Raw genomic sequence first — 17,853 nt, forward strand, 5'->3', positions numbered from 1 at the left:
ATTTTTTAAATATATATTGACATCTATGTTAAAGCAATATTATTTATCAGGTAATTACATTGCATCAATCAATTATAAAGGATGTCAGGAAACATAAAATAAACCGAGGAAGAGAGCGGAAAACCATGAAAATTACTATTTTTGGAGCAGGACACGGGGGCCAGGCAATAGCAGGGGATCTGACATTGGCAGGGCATGAAATATGTTTGGCTGCGGTGGAGGAGCATTCTGCGAATCTGAAGCTTTTACAGGCCATCGGGGGTATTGTTGTAGAAGGCATGACATCTACCGGCGTTCCGACAGGATTTGCCAAACCGGCCATGCTTACCACCGACTGTGTTGAAGCCATCAAAGGGGCTCAGGTTATTATGATCGTGGTCCCGGCCTTTGCTCAGGAGCCTTATATGCGGCTTATTACGGAACATGGCGAAAAAGGACAGATCGTTGTTTTCAATCCCGGCAAGTTCGGCACCCTGGCGCTTGCGCAAATGCTGCGTCAGGCCCGCAGAACAGACGATTTCCTCATTGGCGAGACAAGCTCTCTTATCTTTGCTGCCAGGACAAGGGGTTTAGGACATGTAGACATCAAAGGAATAAAAAAGGAACTTCCTTTCTCGGCACTTCCGTCAGAACGTACTGCCGAAGCCTTGATGACCCTCATGGATATATACCCGCAGATGTCTCCCTCGCTAAGCGTTTTTCAGACGAGCATTGACGCCCCGGGCATTATCCTGCATCCGATCAGCACAATATTTAATATGAGCCGTATCGAACAGATGGGGCCGTATCGCAGTTCTCATTATGATATAACTCCTTCCATTGCACGCATCATGGAGGCAGTAGATGAGGAACGCATGTCAGTTGCCCGGCAAATCTGCTATGAGACCTTTTCCTTTAAGGATACCATGTCAATGCTTTACAGAGTCAAAGGGGAAAAGGCCTATGATGTAATGTATCAGATCAGCGCCCACAACGTGCTTATGGCTCCCGAGAATCTTCAGGTCAGGTATATTACAGAGGATGTGCCCTTCGGACTGGTAACGGTTGCAAGCATCGGAAAACTCCTTGGTATGCCTACCCCGAAGATAGATGCAATCGTAAATATTGCCTGCATGGCAAACGGGGTTGATTATTGGAAAGAAGGACGCACTGCCGATAAGCTCGGGTTGACAGGAATGTCGATCAAAGAACTGGTTGACTATGCCATACATGGTACCCATTCCTTAAGCTAAACCACTGTCTTTGCTGTTGTTGTAAGGGGCGTCCCACCTTCGCTGTCGCTACGGCGGACAGGCGTTAGCCTCTGTAATAGTATTGATTCAAGTTCGGCACATGAGATAAAAACAAAAACAGAGAAATAGACCCAGAAGAGAAAAATGATAGACACACCGTAGGCGCCGAAAAAAGCAGTAAATTTACCGAGATGCAGAATATAATATTTGAAAAAAGATTTCCCGAGATGCCAGAATAATGTTCCTATTGCGCCTGCAAGGATAACAATTCTCTTTGATTTCCTGACAGGGGTGAGAAAATAATATAGAAAATAAAACATGGCAAAGGTAAGCATCATGTCCAGAACCGAAAATATAAAAGCCACGGGCGCTTTTGAAAGAAAGACAGGGAGTACTCCCACAACCTTTGTACGGATAACGACGCTGAAAATGAAACTGAAAAAAAGCATTGCTTGGATAATGGAGAAGATAAAGGCAAAAAACAGCTCCTTTTCTTTTGCCCGTAAAAAACGTTCAGGATGTTTGCCGAATATTAATCGAAAGGAAGGCCTTATAACGGAAAAAAGCTTTGTTGTAAAGAAAAACAGGAAAATGAGTCCCAGGGGTCCTGAAAGCTTTTTTGTGACTGAGATTACGTTCAATTCTTTAATCACCTTTTTGACAATGATCGTATTGTATGGATCGGGCAGGATATTTCTGAGAAATTTTTCCACATGTATCCCGGGATTGCTTATATCAATTACATGACCAAGGATATAAATTGAAAGGAGCGTAAAGGGGATAAATGTGAGAAGGATGTAGAAAGAAATGGATGAGACAATGATATTTGCGTTGTCCCTCTGGTATTTCTTGAAAAGTTCTACAACAATATTCCATACAAGAAACAGATTTTGTTTTGTGAATTGCCCGAATTTTGTAAGGCTCATATCCACATTATTTTAGTTGAGTATGTGGAAGCTTGCCTGAATTCTCTGCTTACATATCGGGCAGATCGGTTCTATCAGGGTGAATGTTTTTCCAAAAATATCAATATCCCTGAAAAAGACCCCGGGCGCATCATAAAGCGTTTTTTCATTATAGGCCTTACCGCAATAACAAACAGGGGTTTCCTGACGAATCGTCCTTCCGTGGAAGACCTCGTTTGCGTGAACATTAATTAAATGTCTTTCTTCGCCAGTCATGTAATAAATATAATGCTTGCCCGGAGATTTTGCAATTGTTCTTTTTTATCCTATACGTATCCTCGGATCTGCAACTGCATACATGATGTCGGCAATGAGGTTGCCCAGCAAAGTCAGGAATGCGCCTATCACAAGAATCCCCATAATCGTAGGATAGTCCCTTGACATAACACTCATATAGAACAACTGTCCCATACCGGGGATAGAAAAGATGCTCTCAAAAATAACGCTGCCTCCGATCAGCCCCGGAACCGAGAGCCCCAGAATAGTTATGACAGGCAAAAGGGCATTTCTGAGTGCATGCTTTCTGAGGACCATGCTTTCCGGAAGCCCCTTGGCATATGCGGTTACAATATATTCCTGCCTCAACACTTCAAGGAGGCTGTTTTTCATATATCGCGAAATGCCGGCAAGTCCGCCGAAGGCAGATATGCATATAGGCAGGGCTAAGTGTTTTGTCAGATCAAAAACTTTACCGATAGGCGAGAATTCTTCATAATTGAAGGATTTCAGGCCTGATATGGGCAGCCAGTCGAGGTACACGCCAAAAAATATCATTAAAAGGAGGGCAATCCAGAAAGTAGGGGCAGCATATCCTGCAAACACGAAGGCGGTTAAACCCTTGTCAAGGATGCTGTCCTTGTAGCGTGCACAGTAGATGCCGATAGGGATGCCGATAAGAAAGATTAATGACATAGATAGGAGGTTTATCGAGATTGTGACAGGTATCCTCTCTTTAATCTTGTCTATTACCGGTCTGCGGTCCTGCGAAAACGATATGCCGAAATCCAGCTTTACAAATCTCTTTACCCACATATAATACTGAATGTGCAGCGGTTTATCCAACCCGTAAAGGGTTCTGATCCTTTCCCTCACCTCTTTTGTAACCTTCGGGTTCATTTCCCCGCCCATTACGTCCGGTTCGCCGGGTGTAAGGTGTATAATAACAAATGAAATCAGGGTAATCCCGAATATCATTGGTATCATAAAGAAGCATCTCTTAAGGAGATAGCGCAGCATTTATCTTGTGCCTCCTCTGTCCCTCCGGTACATACCATTTCTCAAAGTTGTGCATCAGGCCTGCCGGCGCCGGTTCAATACCCTTGAACCTCCTGTGAACAGCAACATTTGCATAGGGGATGAAAAGAAATGTATAGGGCTGCTCCTCAGCAAGTATCTCTTGAATACGGAAATAATACTTTTTCCTCTCCTCCTTGTTAAGAGTATGCCGCGCCTTCACAAGAAGCTCATCCACCTCTTTATTTTCAAAAGATATAAAATTCAGCTCTTTTTTTCCTTGTTTTGATGAATGCCAGATATCGAATATATCGGGGTCCCGGGGAATGGTCCAACCGAGTATCACTGCTTCAAAATTTTTTTTGTCTATAAATTCGTTGATAAAGCTCGCCCACTCGATAACACGTATCCTAACCTTAATACCGATCTCGGAAAGCCTTTTCTGTATCAGTTCGGCGCACTGTATCCTCACCGTATTCCCCTGATTGACAAGGACAATAAATTCAAAGGTCGCCCCGTCTTTTTCAAGTATGCCGTCGGACCCTTTCTTAAAGCCTGCCTCATGCAGGAGGGCAAGGGCCTTTTCTGTATTATACTCATATTTTCTTACATTTCCGTTATAGGACCACATATCCGGTTTAAAAGGCCCTGTTGACTCGACGCCCTGACCGAGGAGCACGCCGTCAATGATCTCCTGTTTGTTAATAGCATAGCTTATTGCCTGCCTTACCCCTTTATCTTTAAAAAATTTGTGTTTCAGGTTGTAGCCAAGGTAAACATAACTGAAGGAAAGATATTTGAATTTATTAAATTCCCTTTTAAACTTCGGATAGTCCGTCTGCCTGACAGATTGCAGTGGGGTCAAACCCATCATATCTATGCCGTATTGCTTAAGTTCAAGAAACATAGTGGCGCTGTCAGGGATAATCCTCATAATGTATCTGTCTATGTAAGGCCTGCCTTCAAAATAATTGTTGTTGGCAGATAAGAGCACCCTGTCCCCGGCTATCCATTCTTTAAATATATACCGGCCTGTACCCACAGGCTTTCTCGTAAGCGGGGACGCTGTGATATCGCTGCTTTCCAGAAGGTGTGCCGGCAGTACAGATGTTCCCCAGCTCATCAGGGCAGGGGCAAAAGGCTTGCTGTATGTGGCCCTGAAGGTGTAATCATCGATAACCTTTGCCTCTCTGACGAGCTTAAAATCACCTGAATAGGCTGTGGGTGTCTTCGGGTCAATAATTACCCTGTATGTGTACATAACGTCATGGGCGGTAAAAGGCTTGCCGTCATGCCACTTTACATCTTTTTTTAAGTGGAATGTAATGGAAAGATTATCTTTAGAAATATCCCAGGATTTGGCAAGATCGCCGATGATATTAAGGTTTTTATCATATTTAACAAGTCCGTTATAGATATAAGATGAGACCTCATGGGATGCGCTGTCTGATGATAAGATCGGGATCAGGTTGGAGGGCTCACCGATAGAGCCGGTGATAATCGTATCGCCGTATCCCGGTTTTCCGGGGTCATTAAATAAGGCGTCATCTTTTTTTTGCGAGCATGAAAGAAACAAAAAAATACACAGGATCAGGATTATATTCTTTTTGACGGACATTTTGGCTTGAGTTTATTTTAACAGAGGGGAATCTCAAAGTAAAGAAGGCTGGACATAAATTCATTTTCAGGTAAAATCTATAGTGATACCATTTATGAAAATTATTGATATTCATACGCACGGAATAGGCGGTTACGATACAAAGACGACCATTGTGGAGCATATTCTAAAGATTGCAGAAATCCATGGCAGTCATGGTGTTTCAAAAATCCTGCCCGCAATTTATCCTGCTTCAATAGAGGAAATGCGCGCGCATACGATGACAGTAAAAAAGGCAATGGCTTTTCAAGATTCAAGGCCCGAAGTCCAGAGCACAAAGTTGGATAATTCAACATTCAACATTCAACATTCAACATTCGGAGCGGATTCATATGAAGAAGCGAAGATAAATGGGGTTCACCTTGAAGGGCCTTTTCTCAACCCATCACAATGCGGTACCCTGAATCCGTTATTGTTTTTAGATCCCACCCCGGATAACCTGAAAAGGCTTACAGAAGGATTTGAGGATATTATAAAAATTATTACCATAGCGCCTGAATTGAATGGATCAACTAAGCTCATCAAGGCAATAGCCGACATGGGGATTATAGTCAGCATGGGACACTCCAATGCAACATATGAGGAAGCCCAAGCCGGTTTTCATGCAGGGGCAAGGGGTATTACGCATATCTTTAATGCAATGCGCGGTTTTCACCATAGAGAAACGGGCATTGCAGGTTTTGGACTTACAAACCCCCATGTTTATATCGAGGTGATTGCAGACCCTTACCATCTCCACCAGGATACGATAAAACTGATTTTTACAGTAAAAAACCCTGAAAAGATTATTATTATCTCAGATTCTGTAAAGGATACACTCAAAACTCAAAACTCAAAATTCGACAATGAATTCCAGAGTATAACAGATACCCACGGAAAGCTCAGGGGTGGCTCGACGACTATTATTGAGTCTGCAAGAAGACTTGTTGACATGAGTTACGAAGAAAACATTATCTCAAATTGTATCTCAAGAAACCCTGAGATGTATCTCAATGGACGATGAACAAGCGCTTATTCTTCGTCCATTGGTTCTTATTCATTTTCTGCTATCTTTATATCCATATCCTGGGTAACAGCATTCAGTTCTTCTGCATTAAAGACCTTGTCAGTGTCAAGGATAATGATGAAACGGTCATCCCTCTTTCCCATGCCTTTAATGAATTCGTTCTTTAATCGGATACCTAACCGGGGCGCAGGCTCTATCTGATCCGGATTTAATTCGAATACCTCCTGGACTGAGTCCACGAGGGAGCCGACGATGGCAGTTTCGTTCTCAAACAAAACTTCTACAACGATGATACAGGTATTGACCTTTTTCTCTGTCTGAGTCATGCCAAATTTTAATCTCATATCTAATACGGGTACCACGCTCCCCCTCAGATTTATGACACCCCTCATATATTCCGGGGTCCCGGGCACTTTTGTAACAGTGCTGAATTCCAGTATCTCCCTCACATGGGAGACATCTATTCCAAAGATTTCCTCTCCAAGCTGGAAAGTCAAGTATTGTCTTGTATCAATAATTGATAAAACGCTCATAAGTCAACCTCCTTTTTATAGACACGGGCCAGTTATCGGAATTCAGGGACCTTGCCGGCGCCTGACCACAGAACCCTGGCCCTTGCCATTATCAGAACCTCTCAAATTCCTCGTCAAGCTTATCATGGACATTGTCGAGGTCAAGGGCGACGCCGGATGGTTTGCCGTTGCCATTACTGTTTCTATTTTTTGCCATATGTACGGACCCATGATTGCTCAGGGCCGGTGCTTTATGTTGTTTTTTAATTGTTCTTATTCCTCCGCCCCCCTTCTCTTCTGCTACGAGTCTTGCTGCAGTTCTCTTCAAGCCGGTTTCTTCTACCCTGAAGAAGGCTATGGTGTCCTGTAATTGCTCTGCCTGGCTTGAAAGTTCCTCTGATGTGGATGCCATCTCTTCAGTAACAGAGGCATTCTGTTGTATTACCTGATCGAGCTGCTGGATTGCCTTATTTATCTGTTCCGACCCGATGGTCTGTTCATTGCTTGCAGCATTGATCTCGCTGACAAGTTCTGCTGTCTTTTGTATGTCAGGGACGATTTTCCCGAGCATGATACCGGCCTTTTCTGCAACCGCAACGCTTGATGTAGAGAGTTTGCTTATTTCTCCTGCTGCTGTCTGACTTCTCTCTGCAAGCTTCCTCACCTCAGTTGCAACTACCGCAAACCCTTTCCCGTGTTCACCTGCCCTGGCAGCTTCTATTGCTGCGTTGAGGGCCAGGAGGTTTGTCTGCCTGGCGATCTCTTCGATGATGTTGATCTTTGTGGCGATCTCCTTCATGGCAGAAACAGTCTCTGTAACAGCATTACCGCCATCCTTTGCATCCTGGGCTGCTTTTACGGCTATTTTTTCCGTCTGCTGGGCATTATCTGCATTCTGTCTGATATTGGATGCCATCTCCTCCATGGAGGAAGAAATCTCTTCTGCAGAGGCTGCCTGTTCTGAAGCGCCCTGTGACATTTGCTGGGAAGATGAACTCATCTGCTGACTCGCTGTCGCTACGTTTTCGGCAGAGTTTTTAACGTCGGCAACTATCAACTTTAATTTTTCAACCATATTTTTCATTCCGTTTAACAACTGACCGGCTTCATCTGTTGAATCGGCTTCAACAATAATAGTCAGGTCTCCCTCGGCAAGTCCGTTTACGACTGTAACGGCCTTGTTTAACGCACGGGTGATAATCCTCGAAACAAAGAAGGCGATGCATAGTATGAGCGCTGCAATAATAATGGTGGCAATGATGATCTGCATGCGCATCTTTGTGATTTCAGCGTTCACATCGTCCACATAGATGCCGCTGCCGATGACCCATCCCCACTGGTTGAAGAGTTTCACATAAGAAAGCTTTGGCGAAGGTTTGGTTTCATTGGGTTTTGGCCACATGTAATCAACAAACCCCTCACCTTTATCTTTCGCGACTTTGGCAAATTCTACAAATATGAATTTCCCGTTGGGATCTTTATCTCCTGACAGATCCTTGCCGTCCATTTCCGGTTTCATGGGATGCATTATCATGTTTGGACGAAGGTCGTTAATCCAGAAATATTCGTTTCCGTGGTAACGGAGGACTTTCACGGCTAAAAGAGCCCTTTTCTGGGCTTCATCAGTTTTCAGCTCTCCTGACTTGATCTTTGCCTCGTATGAGGCAATCGTAGCATAAGCCACATCCACCACGTTTTTCGTGGCATTCTTCTTCTCGTCCATCAGTTTTCTCTCCACGAGGGGCAGTAGATAAAACATGATGCCAGATATTATTACCGCAATGGTAAATACCGAAATCCCCATCATTTTTGTTGAAATTTTCCAATTTTTAAACTTTTTCATGACTACCTCCTTTTATAGGACACATGGTTCCACGCTGTATAGCTTCTCTTCAGATAAAGAGTTAAAACAATATCAACCAAAAATAGCCTCCGCCATCTCAATGTTCTTTGCAATTTTCGGTACATCCAATATTAATGCAACTGTTCCATCGCCCAGAATTGTGGCGCCGGAGATACCTTCCACATTTCTATAGAACTTCCCCATATTCTTAATTACCGTCTGGTGTTCCCCAATGACATGGTCCACTACAAAGCCCACCCTTTCACCGTTTCTCCCGGTTACAACAATCTGCTCTATGGGAGGTCTTTTTCCCCGGATATTAAACTCGTTTCTCAGCCTGATGTAGGGAATCAGTTCACCGCGTATGCGGGCAATATTCTTTCCATGGGACTTTCTTACATCTTCGTCGGTTAATTCCACGCATTCTTCCACAATGGAAAGAGGAATTACAAAATGCCTTCTGTCAATAGCAATGAGGAGGCCTTCAATTATTGCAAGGGTAAGCGGGAGAGTAATGGTAACGGTGGTCCCCTCGTCCTTCACGCTTGTGATGCTGATTAAACCACGTAATGAATCTATGGCCTTTTGCACCACATCCATGCCTACACCCCTGCCGGATACATTTGTTACATCTTTGGCAGTGGAGAACCCCGGGTGGAAGATAAAACCAAAGAGATCTTTTTCATTAATCTCAGCGTTATGGGCAACAAGTCCTTTTTCGACAGCTTTGGCGAGAATTGCTTCCTTGTCGAGACCTTTCCCGTTGTCTTGAATCCGGACAATCACGTTTCCCCCGGAGTGGGCAGCAGACAGGAGTATGGTGCCTGTTCTAGGCTTGCCCTGCGATACCCGCACATCAGGAGGTTCTATACCATGGTCAATACAGTTCCTGATGAGATGGACAAGGGGATCGTTAAGCTTTTCGATAACAGTCTTATCAAGCTCTGTCTCTGCACCTTCTGTTGTCAATTCTATCTCTTTGCCCAGTTCGCCGGATAAGTCTCTTACCAATCTCTTAAATCTACCGAAGGTGGTCCCTATGGGCAACATACGTATATTCAGGGTATTGTCCCGCAATTCCGCGGTTAACCTCTCAACTTCTTCTGCAATAGCGTTAAGTTCCGGATTATGAAGAAAGGAAGTTGTTTGAGTTAAACGTGCCTGTACAGTCACAAGTTCTCCCACAAGATTGACGAGTATATCCAGTTTATCTGCAGGGACTTTGATATTTAATTGTGTCTCTTCTTTCGCTTTTGCTTTGTCTCTTATCTTCTGGATATGTTCCTGTTCGATAAGGGCAGATTCTACCTTATCAGAGTCCACTAAACCTCTTTCAACGAGTATCTCTCCCAGGTACTTCTTCTCGGTGAGCGCTTTCTGCAGATCTTCTTTTTTTATATCCCCTTTTTCAACGAGTATCTCACCGATTTTTTTATAGTCTTCCTCTATGTCAAACGTTTTCCCGGAATCGATGGCATTTATTGTCAATTCACAGGAGTCTTCTATAAAAATAAATACGTCCCTGACTGCATCTATTCCCTTATTAGTCGTAAGAATTATATCCCAGTATGCATAGCAGCATTCGGGGTTCATCTCGTCCAGAGAAGGTATGTCATCCACCTGTGCAATAACCTTACATTCTCCCAGAGAACGAATCTCACCAAGAAGGAGTAATGGATTTGTGCCTGTCAGGAATATGTCCGATGAGGGTTTAAAACGAATCCTGTAGGAAATATCCCCATCGGAAGTATAAGATGACGAAGCCCGCTCAGAAGAAGATGATACAGGGGGGGCTGTAAACAGCGCTTTTTCTGAGGCTAACTTTTTAAATGCAGCAACTATCTCTGATGAAGTCAGCCCAATGCGGGCTTTGTCAGGGGGGGTCTCGTCGAGCATGGATTTAATCCGGTCTTTTGCCATAAGGGTGAGGTCGATCAGTTCCTTTGTAACCGGAATTTTTCCGTTTCTCACTTTGTCATAGACCGTTTCTATTTCATGAGTAAATCCTGCAATATCATCAAACCCGAACATGGCGCCCGACCCCTTGATGGTGTGCATGGCACGAAATGTCTTTCCAATGAGTTCTGTGTCATCGGGGGTTTCTTCAAGCTCCAGAAGAGCTGTTTCGAGTTCTAACAACTGCTCGTTTGCCTCTTCCTTATATGTTTCCTTGTATGTATTTGTAATCGTCATCCCAATACCTTCTTTACCACAGCAACTAATTGTTCCGGCTTAAAGGGTTTGATTATCCAACCCGTAGCGCCTGCTTGTTTGCCTTCCAGTTTTATTGATTCCTGAGATTCGGTGGTGAGCATAATAATAGGGATAAACCTGAAAGACGGGTTGCTCCGTGCACCTTTTATCAACCCGATACCGTTAAGATTAGGCATATTAAGGTCGGTGATGATCATGTGAATGGCCTTGCCGTTCAGTTTAGATAAAGCATCGGCGCCGTCAACCGCCTCTATGATTTCATATCCTTCCTTTTTCAGCGTAAAATTTACCATCTGTCTTATGCTTGCCGAGTCGTCTACGGTCATGATTGTCTTAGGCATTTTTCTCACCCGTCAATAAGCACCTGCCATGCATATCTGACAGACAACCCTTCTGTCTCAGAAATCCGGAATTTCTTAACGCATCTTTGAAAATAATAGATGGATTGTCATCTATTATTATAGACCTGTTGGAATTTATTGCCTTCTTGTGTGCCGAACACACAATTTGAAGACATGAAATGTCAGCGCCTGTAATACCTGTAAGATTTAAAACAAGATTGTCCGCGTTTTTCATCGCATCGATCAGGGTTATTTTAAATAATTCCGCATTGGAGACCGTCAAATCCCCGGATAATGCAAGAACTTTGCTTTTTTCATTGTCTTCTATCCTGCTCTCAAACATTGCAATATGCCTTCCTTCTTATAAATATCTTTGAATCTATTTAATTTTTCGGTTGGTTGGTTTGAAAACAAAATAGGAATAACACTGAATTTATTGTAGGATATATCTGAATTTTATGTAGGATTTATCCTACTTATTCTGTAATGCTATTTTTAATAACATAGCGAATAAGTTCGGAATTATTTTTGAGGTTCATTTTCTTCAGAATGCGGGTTCTGTATGTACTGATGGTTTTTATGCTAAGAAAAAGCTCTGAAGCAATCTCTTTCATCGACTTTCCTGAACCGATCATGCACATTACCTTATACTCCCGTTCTGACAACATTTCATGGGGGAGTTTTTCCTTCGGATACTCGATATCAAGCGCCAATTTTTCAGCTAATGAGAGGGTAATATATTTTCTTCCCTGGGATACCCGTCTTATTGCCGTAATCAACTCATCCGGGGCACTTTCCTTCGTAAGATAGCCTGATGCGCCTGCCTTAAGGACCCGCAATGCATAGTGTTCTTCAGGATGAATGCTCAATATGAGAATGTTAACCCCCGGTTTTTTCTCTTTTAGCTCTTTTAAAACATCTAAACCGGTCTTTATGGGCATGGAAACATCCAGAATAATTACATCAAAATCATTTTTTAATGCCTTATTCAAGGCCTCCTGGCCATCGCTTGCCGTATCGGAAACTTCCATATCCGGGACTTCCGCAACTATCTGTTTCAGTCCTTCCCTGACTATAGTATGGTCATCGGCAATGAGAATTTTGATCATTGCTCCTCCATTTCTGGGGCTTGCGTCGCCCCCTCCACCGGCAAAGCCGTCGGAGCCTCCCCCTCTCGCTCGCTATGCGAGCTACTTAACCCTTTGACGCCTTGTGTGCTGACTTGCGCCTGTCCCCGTGAGGGGGTTGCCCCCTCCCCCGGCATCAAGCCGCGACCCGCTAAAGCTGGTACCCCGGCCTCCCCCTCTTGCTCACTATGCGAGCTAAAGGGTACCTTCACCTTCACTGTAGTTCCCTTTCCTCTGATGCCGTTTATTGTGAACTCGCCGCCGAGAATAACCGCCCTTTCTTTCATGCCGAGAATCCCGAAAGAATTCATATCTGTTTTTTCCTTATCTGAGATGCCTTTTCCGTTATCTTTTATCTCCAGAACTATATCGTCACCTTCTCTTTCCAGGCGTATATTCAATTTTGTTGCCGATGCGTGGCGCGCAACATTCGTCAACGATTCCTGGACAATGCGATAGATTTGGGTGGAACGCTCTCCATCCAGGTCTATGCCGCCCCCTATTGTTATTTTAGTATCAATATCGGTCTGTATTTTAAATTTATTTACAGCCCATTCCAAGGCAGGCACAAGCCCGAAGTCATCCAGGATTACAGGTCTTAACTCGGCTGAAACCTTTTGCACACTTTTAATTGCCTGCTTTATAAGGACGGACATGGCGTCTGCCTCCTCGAAAAGCAATGTATTTGCAGTTGTCGAGGATAGTTGTTTTTTTATCAAGGAAATGTCCATGTTTAAAGTTGTTAGTATCTGTCCAAGTTCATCATGCAATTCCCTTGCCACATCCTTTCTTTCTTTTTCCCTTGCTTTATTGATGTGGGTTGAAAGTATGCGGAGCTGCTCGTAGGATCTTTTCAGTTCTTCTTCGGCTTTCTTCCGATCCGTAATATCATTCACAATCGCAATTCTACATAGTTTACCTGAGAATTCCAATGTGTGCCCTGAAATTTCAGCATCAATAAGAGTTCCGTCTTTTTTGACATGTTTCCACGGCCCCTTTGTTTTACCAAGCTTAGGCTTTTTTAATTGTGACAGGACAGATGAAAAATCTCCGGAAGGATGCAGTTCCGTAATCTTCATATTGGTAAATTCTTCATAGGAGTATCCATAATGGATAATCGCAGCCTCATTGACATCAATAATTTCAAGGGTATTTAAATCAAAGACAAAAGCAGGTAAAGGATTATGATCAAACATCCGCCGGTATCGTATTTCGCTTCTTTTCAGGGCTGCTTCTATGTTTTTACGATCTGTAATATCCTTCCACACATCATAAATTAAATCTTTACCGCCGATAGTAATTGCCGTGAGGGAAACATCCGACCAGAATTCCTCGCCGTTTATCTTTTTGTGTACCCATTCAAAGCGGCTGCTCCCTTCTCTCATGGTTCGGGCGATAATATCCCTGGCCTTCACAAAGGATTTTTCTCCGTCAGGCTGGACCTCAGGGGATGTCTGCCCAGGGTGGAGCCCTATGAGTTCCTCTTTACTGGAGCAACCCATAATCCTGACAGCCGCTTCATTGCAATCTACGTATTTATAACCATGAAGTAAAACAACCGGGTCCAGTGATTTCTCAAAAAGCAGATGGAATTTATTCTCACTTTCTTTTAACAACTCTTCTGCGAGTTTTCTTTTGGTAATATCTTCCTTAGTCCCCTCATAGTAAAGTATACTGCCGGCAGAATCACGGACAGCATGGGCATTGATGGATATCCAGAATTTGCTCTTGTCATTCCTGTATACCTGGGCTTCAAGCCTTTCAACAACGCCATATTTTGTGAGGAGATGTTTTAATCTTTCCCTGTCCTCTGGATTTACATAGATTTGATACCCTATATCAACGATGTTTTCTATCATCTCCTTAGCAGATGAAAAACCGAACATCCTTGCGAAAGAGCGGTTGACGCTAACGTATTTGCCTTCCGGGGTTGTCTGGAAGATGCCTTCAATGGCATTATCGAAGATATTTCGGTATTTCTCTTCGCTCTTACGGAGGGCTTCCTTTGCCCGTTTACTTTCTTTAATGTCTTTAATCAGGACAACAAGATAATCAATGGAATTGTCATCTTTTTTTACAGAATTAACTGAAATTGCAGTGTCGATAATAACGCCGTTTTTTCTGACAAAACGTTTCTCCAGTATATAACCAGCGATTTCCCCTGAATATATCCGTCTGTAATATTCATTTAATTCCTGTTCCAAATCTTCCTTCGGTGTAACGTCGGCCCAGGTGATTTTGAGGAGTTCTTCCCGCGAATACCCTATCATTTCGCAGAGACGGTCATTTGCTTCGATCCATTGCATATCAGGTGAAACAATGGCCATACCGATTAACGGAAGGTTAAATAAGGCATGAAAACGGTTTTCGCATTTGCGTAAATCGTCGATAAGTTGTTCTTTGGTTTTTTCTTCATCCACCATGGATTAAACTCCTGTTTACCCCATGAATTTGATTTTCTTTAAATATTATATCTTTTCTTTTCGAGTTTGTCACATGATCTGACAACATTTTAGATTGGCAAAATCGACATAATTGTCGAACTTATCTGCCGTGTTCGACAATCCATACCTTAAAAAACTGATCATTTGTCGTTCATTAAAAATATATAATAATAATTACAGCTAATTACAATATTCCAAGTTTTGGCATGGCTATTGCTTTTATAAAGACATGTATAGAATAATATTTTACAGGAGGTTTTAATGAAAAGATGGCATGTAGGAATTATGGTAGTGCTCTTTCTGGCGCTTACCACAACAGTATTCGCCTTTGGAGGCAAAGGAGGATACGGGTTTAGCCGGTGTGGCGGTCAGGGTGCAGGATTCGGAGGTCCCATGGGTATGGCAGCAAATTTGAATCTTTCAAAAGAACAGTCGGAAAAGATGTGGCAGACTAAAGAAAAGTTTCATAACGACACACAGAAATTACGGTTTGAACTTTTTCAAAAGCGTATTGAACTGAAAGATCTCTATGCTGACCCAAAGGCAGATGAAGCAACTCTCCTTGCGAAGCAAAAGGAACTCAACACTCTCCGGCAGAGCATGCAGGACAAAATGACCCAGATGAGGCTTGAGCAGAGAAAGATTCTGACGCCTGATCAAATTAAAAAGTTAAGCGAGACCTCATTCGGCCCCGGATTTGGCAGAAAAGGCGCAGGACACGGAGGAGCATGCGGACAGGGCGCAGGATTTGGTCCTGGTAGAAGTTAAAAACAGGCAAATAGGAATTAACGCTGAGTACGTTGAGTAAGTTGAGTAAGGCATACCCCCCCAACAACCACCCCCAGCCTCTCAACTTACTTGACTACTCGGCTAATAAGGAGGTAATAAATATGAAGAAGCATATGCTGGTTATTTTAATTCTTTTAACAGGACTTTTAACCTTTTCTTGCGCATCCAACGGTTATAATACCCAGAAAGGCGCAGCAATCGGCGCAGGACTCGGGGCAATAGCAGGCCAGATCATAGGCAACAACACCGCAGGAACGCTCATCGGCGCTGCCGGAGGAGCCCTTGCTGGCGTAATCGCAGGTAATGCGATAGATCAGAATGATACGAATCAGCAGATAGCTGCTGCGCAAAGGCAGAGTTCGACCTATGCATCTTCTGCAGGTGTTGAAAATCCTCCGGGGCAGTGGGTAGAAGTTCCCGGGCAGTGGGTTGGCGGAAAATGGATTCCTACCCATAGAGCATGGGTGCCGATAAATCCATGAAATGCTTATGTGCCTTACTCCTGCTCTCTATTCTTATTGTATCCCCTCTTTATGCCCAGCATTCATATTTCGACTTCGAGAGGGGACTCAAACTATCGGATGCCCAAAGAAACGGTATAGAAGATATAAAGAGAAAATATATGGATGAATGGCGCGCATCAGGAAGGGAAGTTATGAAAAAAAGGTTGGAACTGAGGGATTTGTACAAGAATCCTTCACTTAATAGAGACAGGATTGAGAAGCTTCAGAATGAGATTCTGGAAATAGAAATCTCACGGGAAAATCTGTACAATCAATACAGAGGAGAAATTTCACGCATATTAAACGAGGAGCAACGCGAAAAATATAACAACTTCTGCGATTCCGAAAGAAAAAGATCCATGCGCCCCTTGGGATTGAGAGGATATGGGAGATAAAAGGACCTTCTTCTTTCCCTCTCTGTTGTTTGCGACGCTCTTTTTCCTCATTGCAATAACAGGATATTTTCAGATCAGAATTATAAAGAAAAATATCGAGGTGCTGCTTAAAAACGAAGGGGAAATTATTTTTAGTCACCTCAAAAGGGAAATCGATATAAACCTTGAATATATAACTCTTCTTGAGAAATCTCCATCCATCATTACGCCTAATTTTCTGAATACCATGGTTTATGACGAGGCAATCATAGATGATCTCTACAATCTTTTCAGCAATATAGAGGTTATGGATGCAGAAAAGATACCAATCTCGAATCTCATAGTAATAGACAGTGGCGGTAAAACAGTTGTGAAAAAGGGATCGGTAAAAATAACACAGTCTTATATAAGGACGTTCCAGTCAGGGGAAAAGAAAACCTTTGTCAAAACACCGAGCGGCAATGATAAATTTCTTACAATGGGCATTAAGACAAAAGGCAATGCCGTGTTCTTCAGTCTTGATGAAGCTGAGCTTGATGCACTCAGAAAAAAGCTTACCGTAAAAGAGATTGTAGAAGCAGAGGAAAAGAGATTCAATATTGCAGGCATCAATATATATGATGCAAAGGGAGTACCATATATATCTTCCGACGGAAATAATAAAGAGTCTTATGTTGTGTCTAAGCAACTGGACTCACAATACCTTTCAAAATTCACTGTTGAGATACTTGTATCAAAAGGACTTGCCCGGGATATCTTAAAAAGAACTACCATGAATTTCCTGTTTATCCTTGTGCTTTTGGCAATATCGGGCGCAATGAGTACATACGCGATATTCCTTCTGGAAAGGAGGCATGAAAAAAGAGTGCGCGAGTTTGAGAAAGAATTGGAGATGAAAGAAAGGCTTGTGTCGCTCGGAAAGCTTGCCTCAGGTATGGCGCACGAGATACGAAACCCGTTGAATGCCGTGAGCATGTCGATACAGAGGTTAAAGAGGGAGTTTTTGCCGATAGAAGAGAAAAAAGATGAATATTATCAATTTATTGATATTGTGAGAAGTGAGCTGTCAAGGATTGACAGGATCGTTGAGGAGTTCCTTCTCTCAACCAAATCCCATGCACCATTTTTTCATGAAAACCTTTATAATATCATTGAGGAGGTAGTTGTCATTCTCAGGGAAAAGGCTGCTTCAAAAGGCATTGATATAATTATCAATAAAGCTGGCTGTGATATCGTGATTCAATCACAAAAAGAAAGGCTCAAGCAGGCTTTATATAACATTATTTTAAACGGAATCGAGGCTATAGATAACAGTGGATCCATTGATATAACAACGGTCGTCAAGGATGGAAATGTCGATATCAGCGTAAGAGACACAGGCCAGGGCATTAAGGGAACAGAACTTCTCAGGATATTTGAATATTATTACACTACAAAGGATAAGGGCATTGGATTAGGGTTGCCTATCTCGTATACAATAATCAAAGATCATGGAGGCGGCATAAGGGCCTTCAGCGATGCAGGGAAGGGCACGACATTTTTAATAAGCTTACCAATGAACCAACCGCCAGAAGGGCAGAAAATAAGAGAATGAGAAGGCGAGAAAAGGGGTA

General features: G+C 42.9%; 17 protein-coding genes. 6 read left to right on the forward strand and 11 right to left on the reverse strand.

The window, feature by feature from the left end:
- Positions 1-125 precede the first annotated feature (125 nt).
- Entirely contained in the window at positions 126-1,232 is a 1,107-nt protein-coding gene (locus NT178_05295; GenBank protein MCX5811946.1) for an NAD/NADP octopine/nopaline dehydrogenase family protein, read from the forward strand.
- On the opposite strand, the gene NT178_05300 is transcribed toward NT178_05295, so the two are convergent.
- From NT178_05300 to NT178_05315, 4 genes are read right to left on the reverse strand one after another with little or no spacing between them, the layout of a single operon-like run.
- Positions 1,229-2,158 carry a YihY/virulence factor BrkB family protein gene (locus tag NT178_05300; GenBank protein ID MCX5811947.1) on the reverse strand — a complete coding sequence of 310 codons (930 nt, stop codon included), beginning with the start codon at positions 2,156-2,158 and terminating at the stop codon, positions 1,229-1,231. The two genes, NT178_05295 and NT178_05300, sit on opposite strands and share 4 nt — an antisense overlap.
- A gap of 12 nt (positions 2,159-2,170) precedes the next feature.
- A complete protein-coding gene (locus NT178_05305; GenBank protein MCX5811948.1) occupies positions 2,171-2,413 on the reverse strand; it encodes a hypothetical protein in 243 nt (80 codons plus the stop codon).
- Positions 2,414-2,458: 45 nt separating this feature from the next.
- Positions 2,459-3,433 carry an ABC transporter permease gene (locus tag NT178_05310; protein MCX5811949.1) on the reverse strand — a complete coding sequence of 325 codons (975 nt, stop codon included), beginning with the start codon at positions 3,431-3,433 and terminating at the stop codon, positions 2,459-2,461.
- On the reverse strand, positions 3,414-5,048 hold the full coding sequence (locus tag NT178_05315) for a peptide-binding protein (GenBank protein ID MCX5811950.1): 1,635 nt from the start codon (positions 5,046-5,048) through the stop codon (positions 3,414-3,416). The genes NT178_05310 and NT178_05315 overlap by 20 nt, the downstream gene beginning before the upstream one ends.
- 94 nt (positions 5,049-5,142) lie before the next feature.
- Here NT178_05315 and NT178_05320 point away from each other — a divergent pair, with 94 nt between their 5' ends.
- The gene (locus NT178_05320; protein MCX5811951.1) at positions 5,143-6,090 is read left to right on the forward strand and encodes a hypothetical protein; all 948 of its coding nucleotides are present in this window, start codon (positions 5,143-5,145) and stop codon (positions 6,088-6,090) included.
- Positions 6,091-6,119: 29 nt separating this feature from the next.
- Here NT178_05320 and NT178_05325 read toward each other — a convergent pair whose 3' ends face one another.
- The 7 genes from NT178_05325 to NT178_05355 all read right to left on the reverse strand — a co-directional run bounded on the left by NT178_05325 (position 6,120) and on the right by NT178_05355 (position 14,553).
- Positions 6,120-6,626 (reverse strand): chemotaxis protein CheW, encoded by a 507-nt coding sequence (locus tag NT178_05325; protein ID MCX5811952.1) that lies wholly within the window; start codon positions 6,624-6,626, stop codon positions 6,120-6,122.
- A 91-nt stretch (positions 6,627-6,717) separates the two neighbouring features.
- Positions 6,718-8,448 carry a methyl-accepting chemotaxis protein gene (locus NT178_05330; GenBank protein MCX5811953.1) on the reverse strand — a complete coding sequence of 577 codons (1,731 nt, stop codon included), beginning with the start codon at positions 8,446-8,448 and terminating at the stop codon, positions 6,718-6,720.
- A gap of 72 nt (positions 8,449-8,520) precedes the next feature.
- Entirely contained in the window at positions 8,521-10,641 is a 2,121-nt protein-coding gene (locus NT178_05335) for a chemotaxis protein CheA (protein ID MCX5811954.1), read from the reverse strand.
- Positions 10,638-11,003: a response regulator gene (locus tag NT178_05340; protein ID MCX5811955.1), complete on the reverse strand. Its 366-nt coding sequence runs from the start codon at positions 11,001-11,003 to the stop codon at positions 10,638-10,640. Before NT178_05340 ends, NT178_05335 begins: the two co-directional genes overlap by 4 nt.
- Positions 10,996-11,346, reverse strand: a complete 351-nt coding sequence (locus tag NT178_05345) for an STAS domain-containing protein (protein MCX5811956.1) — start codon at positions 11,344-11,346, stop codon at positions 10,996-10,998. The genes NT178_05340 and NT178_05345 overlap by 8 nt, the downstream gene beginning before the upstream one ends.
- Positions 11,347-11,479: 133 nt before the next feature.
- Positions 11,480-12,112, reverse strand: coding sequence for a response regulator transcription factor (locus NT178_05350; protein MCX5811957.1), 633 nt, complete (start codon positions 12,110-12,112; stop codon positions 11,480-11,482).
- A complete protein-coding gene (locus tag NT178_05355; protein ID MCX5811958.1) occupies positions 12,109-14,553 on the reverse strand; it encodes a PAS domain S-box protein in 2,445 nt (814 codons plus the stop codon). Before NT178_05355 ends, NT178_05350 begins: the two co-directional genes overlap by 4 nt.
- 282 nt (positions 14,554-14,835) lie before the next feature.
- Between NT178_05355 and NT178_05360 the strand changes: the two genes are divergently transcribed.
- The 4 genes from NT178_05360 (at position 14,836) to NT178_05375 (ending at position 17,834) form a co-directional block, all read left to right on the forward strand.
- Positions 14,836-15,342 (forward strand): Spy/CpxP family protein refolding chaperone, encoded by a 507-nt coding sequence (locus NT178_05360; protein MCX5811959.1) that lies wholly within the window; start codon positions 14,836-14,838, stop codon positions 15,340-15,342.
- 122 nt (positions 15,343-15,464) lie between these two features.
- Positions 15,465-15,845 carry a glycine zipper domain-containing protein gene (locus NT178_05365; protein ID MCX5811960.1) on the forward strand — a complete coding sequence of 127 codons (381 nt, stop codon included), beginning with the start codon at positions 15,465-15,467 and terminating at the stop codon, positions 15,843-15,845.
- Positions 15,824-16,261, forward strand: coding sequence for a Spy/CpxP family protein refolding chaperone (locus NT178_05370; protein MCX5811961.1), 438 nt, complete (start codon positions 15,824-15,826; stop codon positions 16,259-16,261). The genes NT178_05365 and NT178_05370 overlap by 22 nt, the downstream gene beginning before the upstream one ends.
- Positions 16,251-17,834, forward strand: coding sequence for an ATP-binding protein (locus tag NT178_05375; GenBank protein ID MCX5811962.1), 1,584 nt, complete (start codon positions 16,251-16,253; stop codon positions 17,832-17,834). Before NT178_05370 ends, NT178_05375 begins: the two co-directional genes overlap by 11 nt.
- Positions 17,835-17,853: the final 19 nt, after the last annotated feature.

This window comes from Pseudomonadota bacterium (genome assembly GCA_026388255.1).
GTDB lineage: Bacteria > Desulfobacterota > Syntrophorhabdia > Syntrophorhabdales > Syntrophorhabdaceae > JAPLKB01.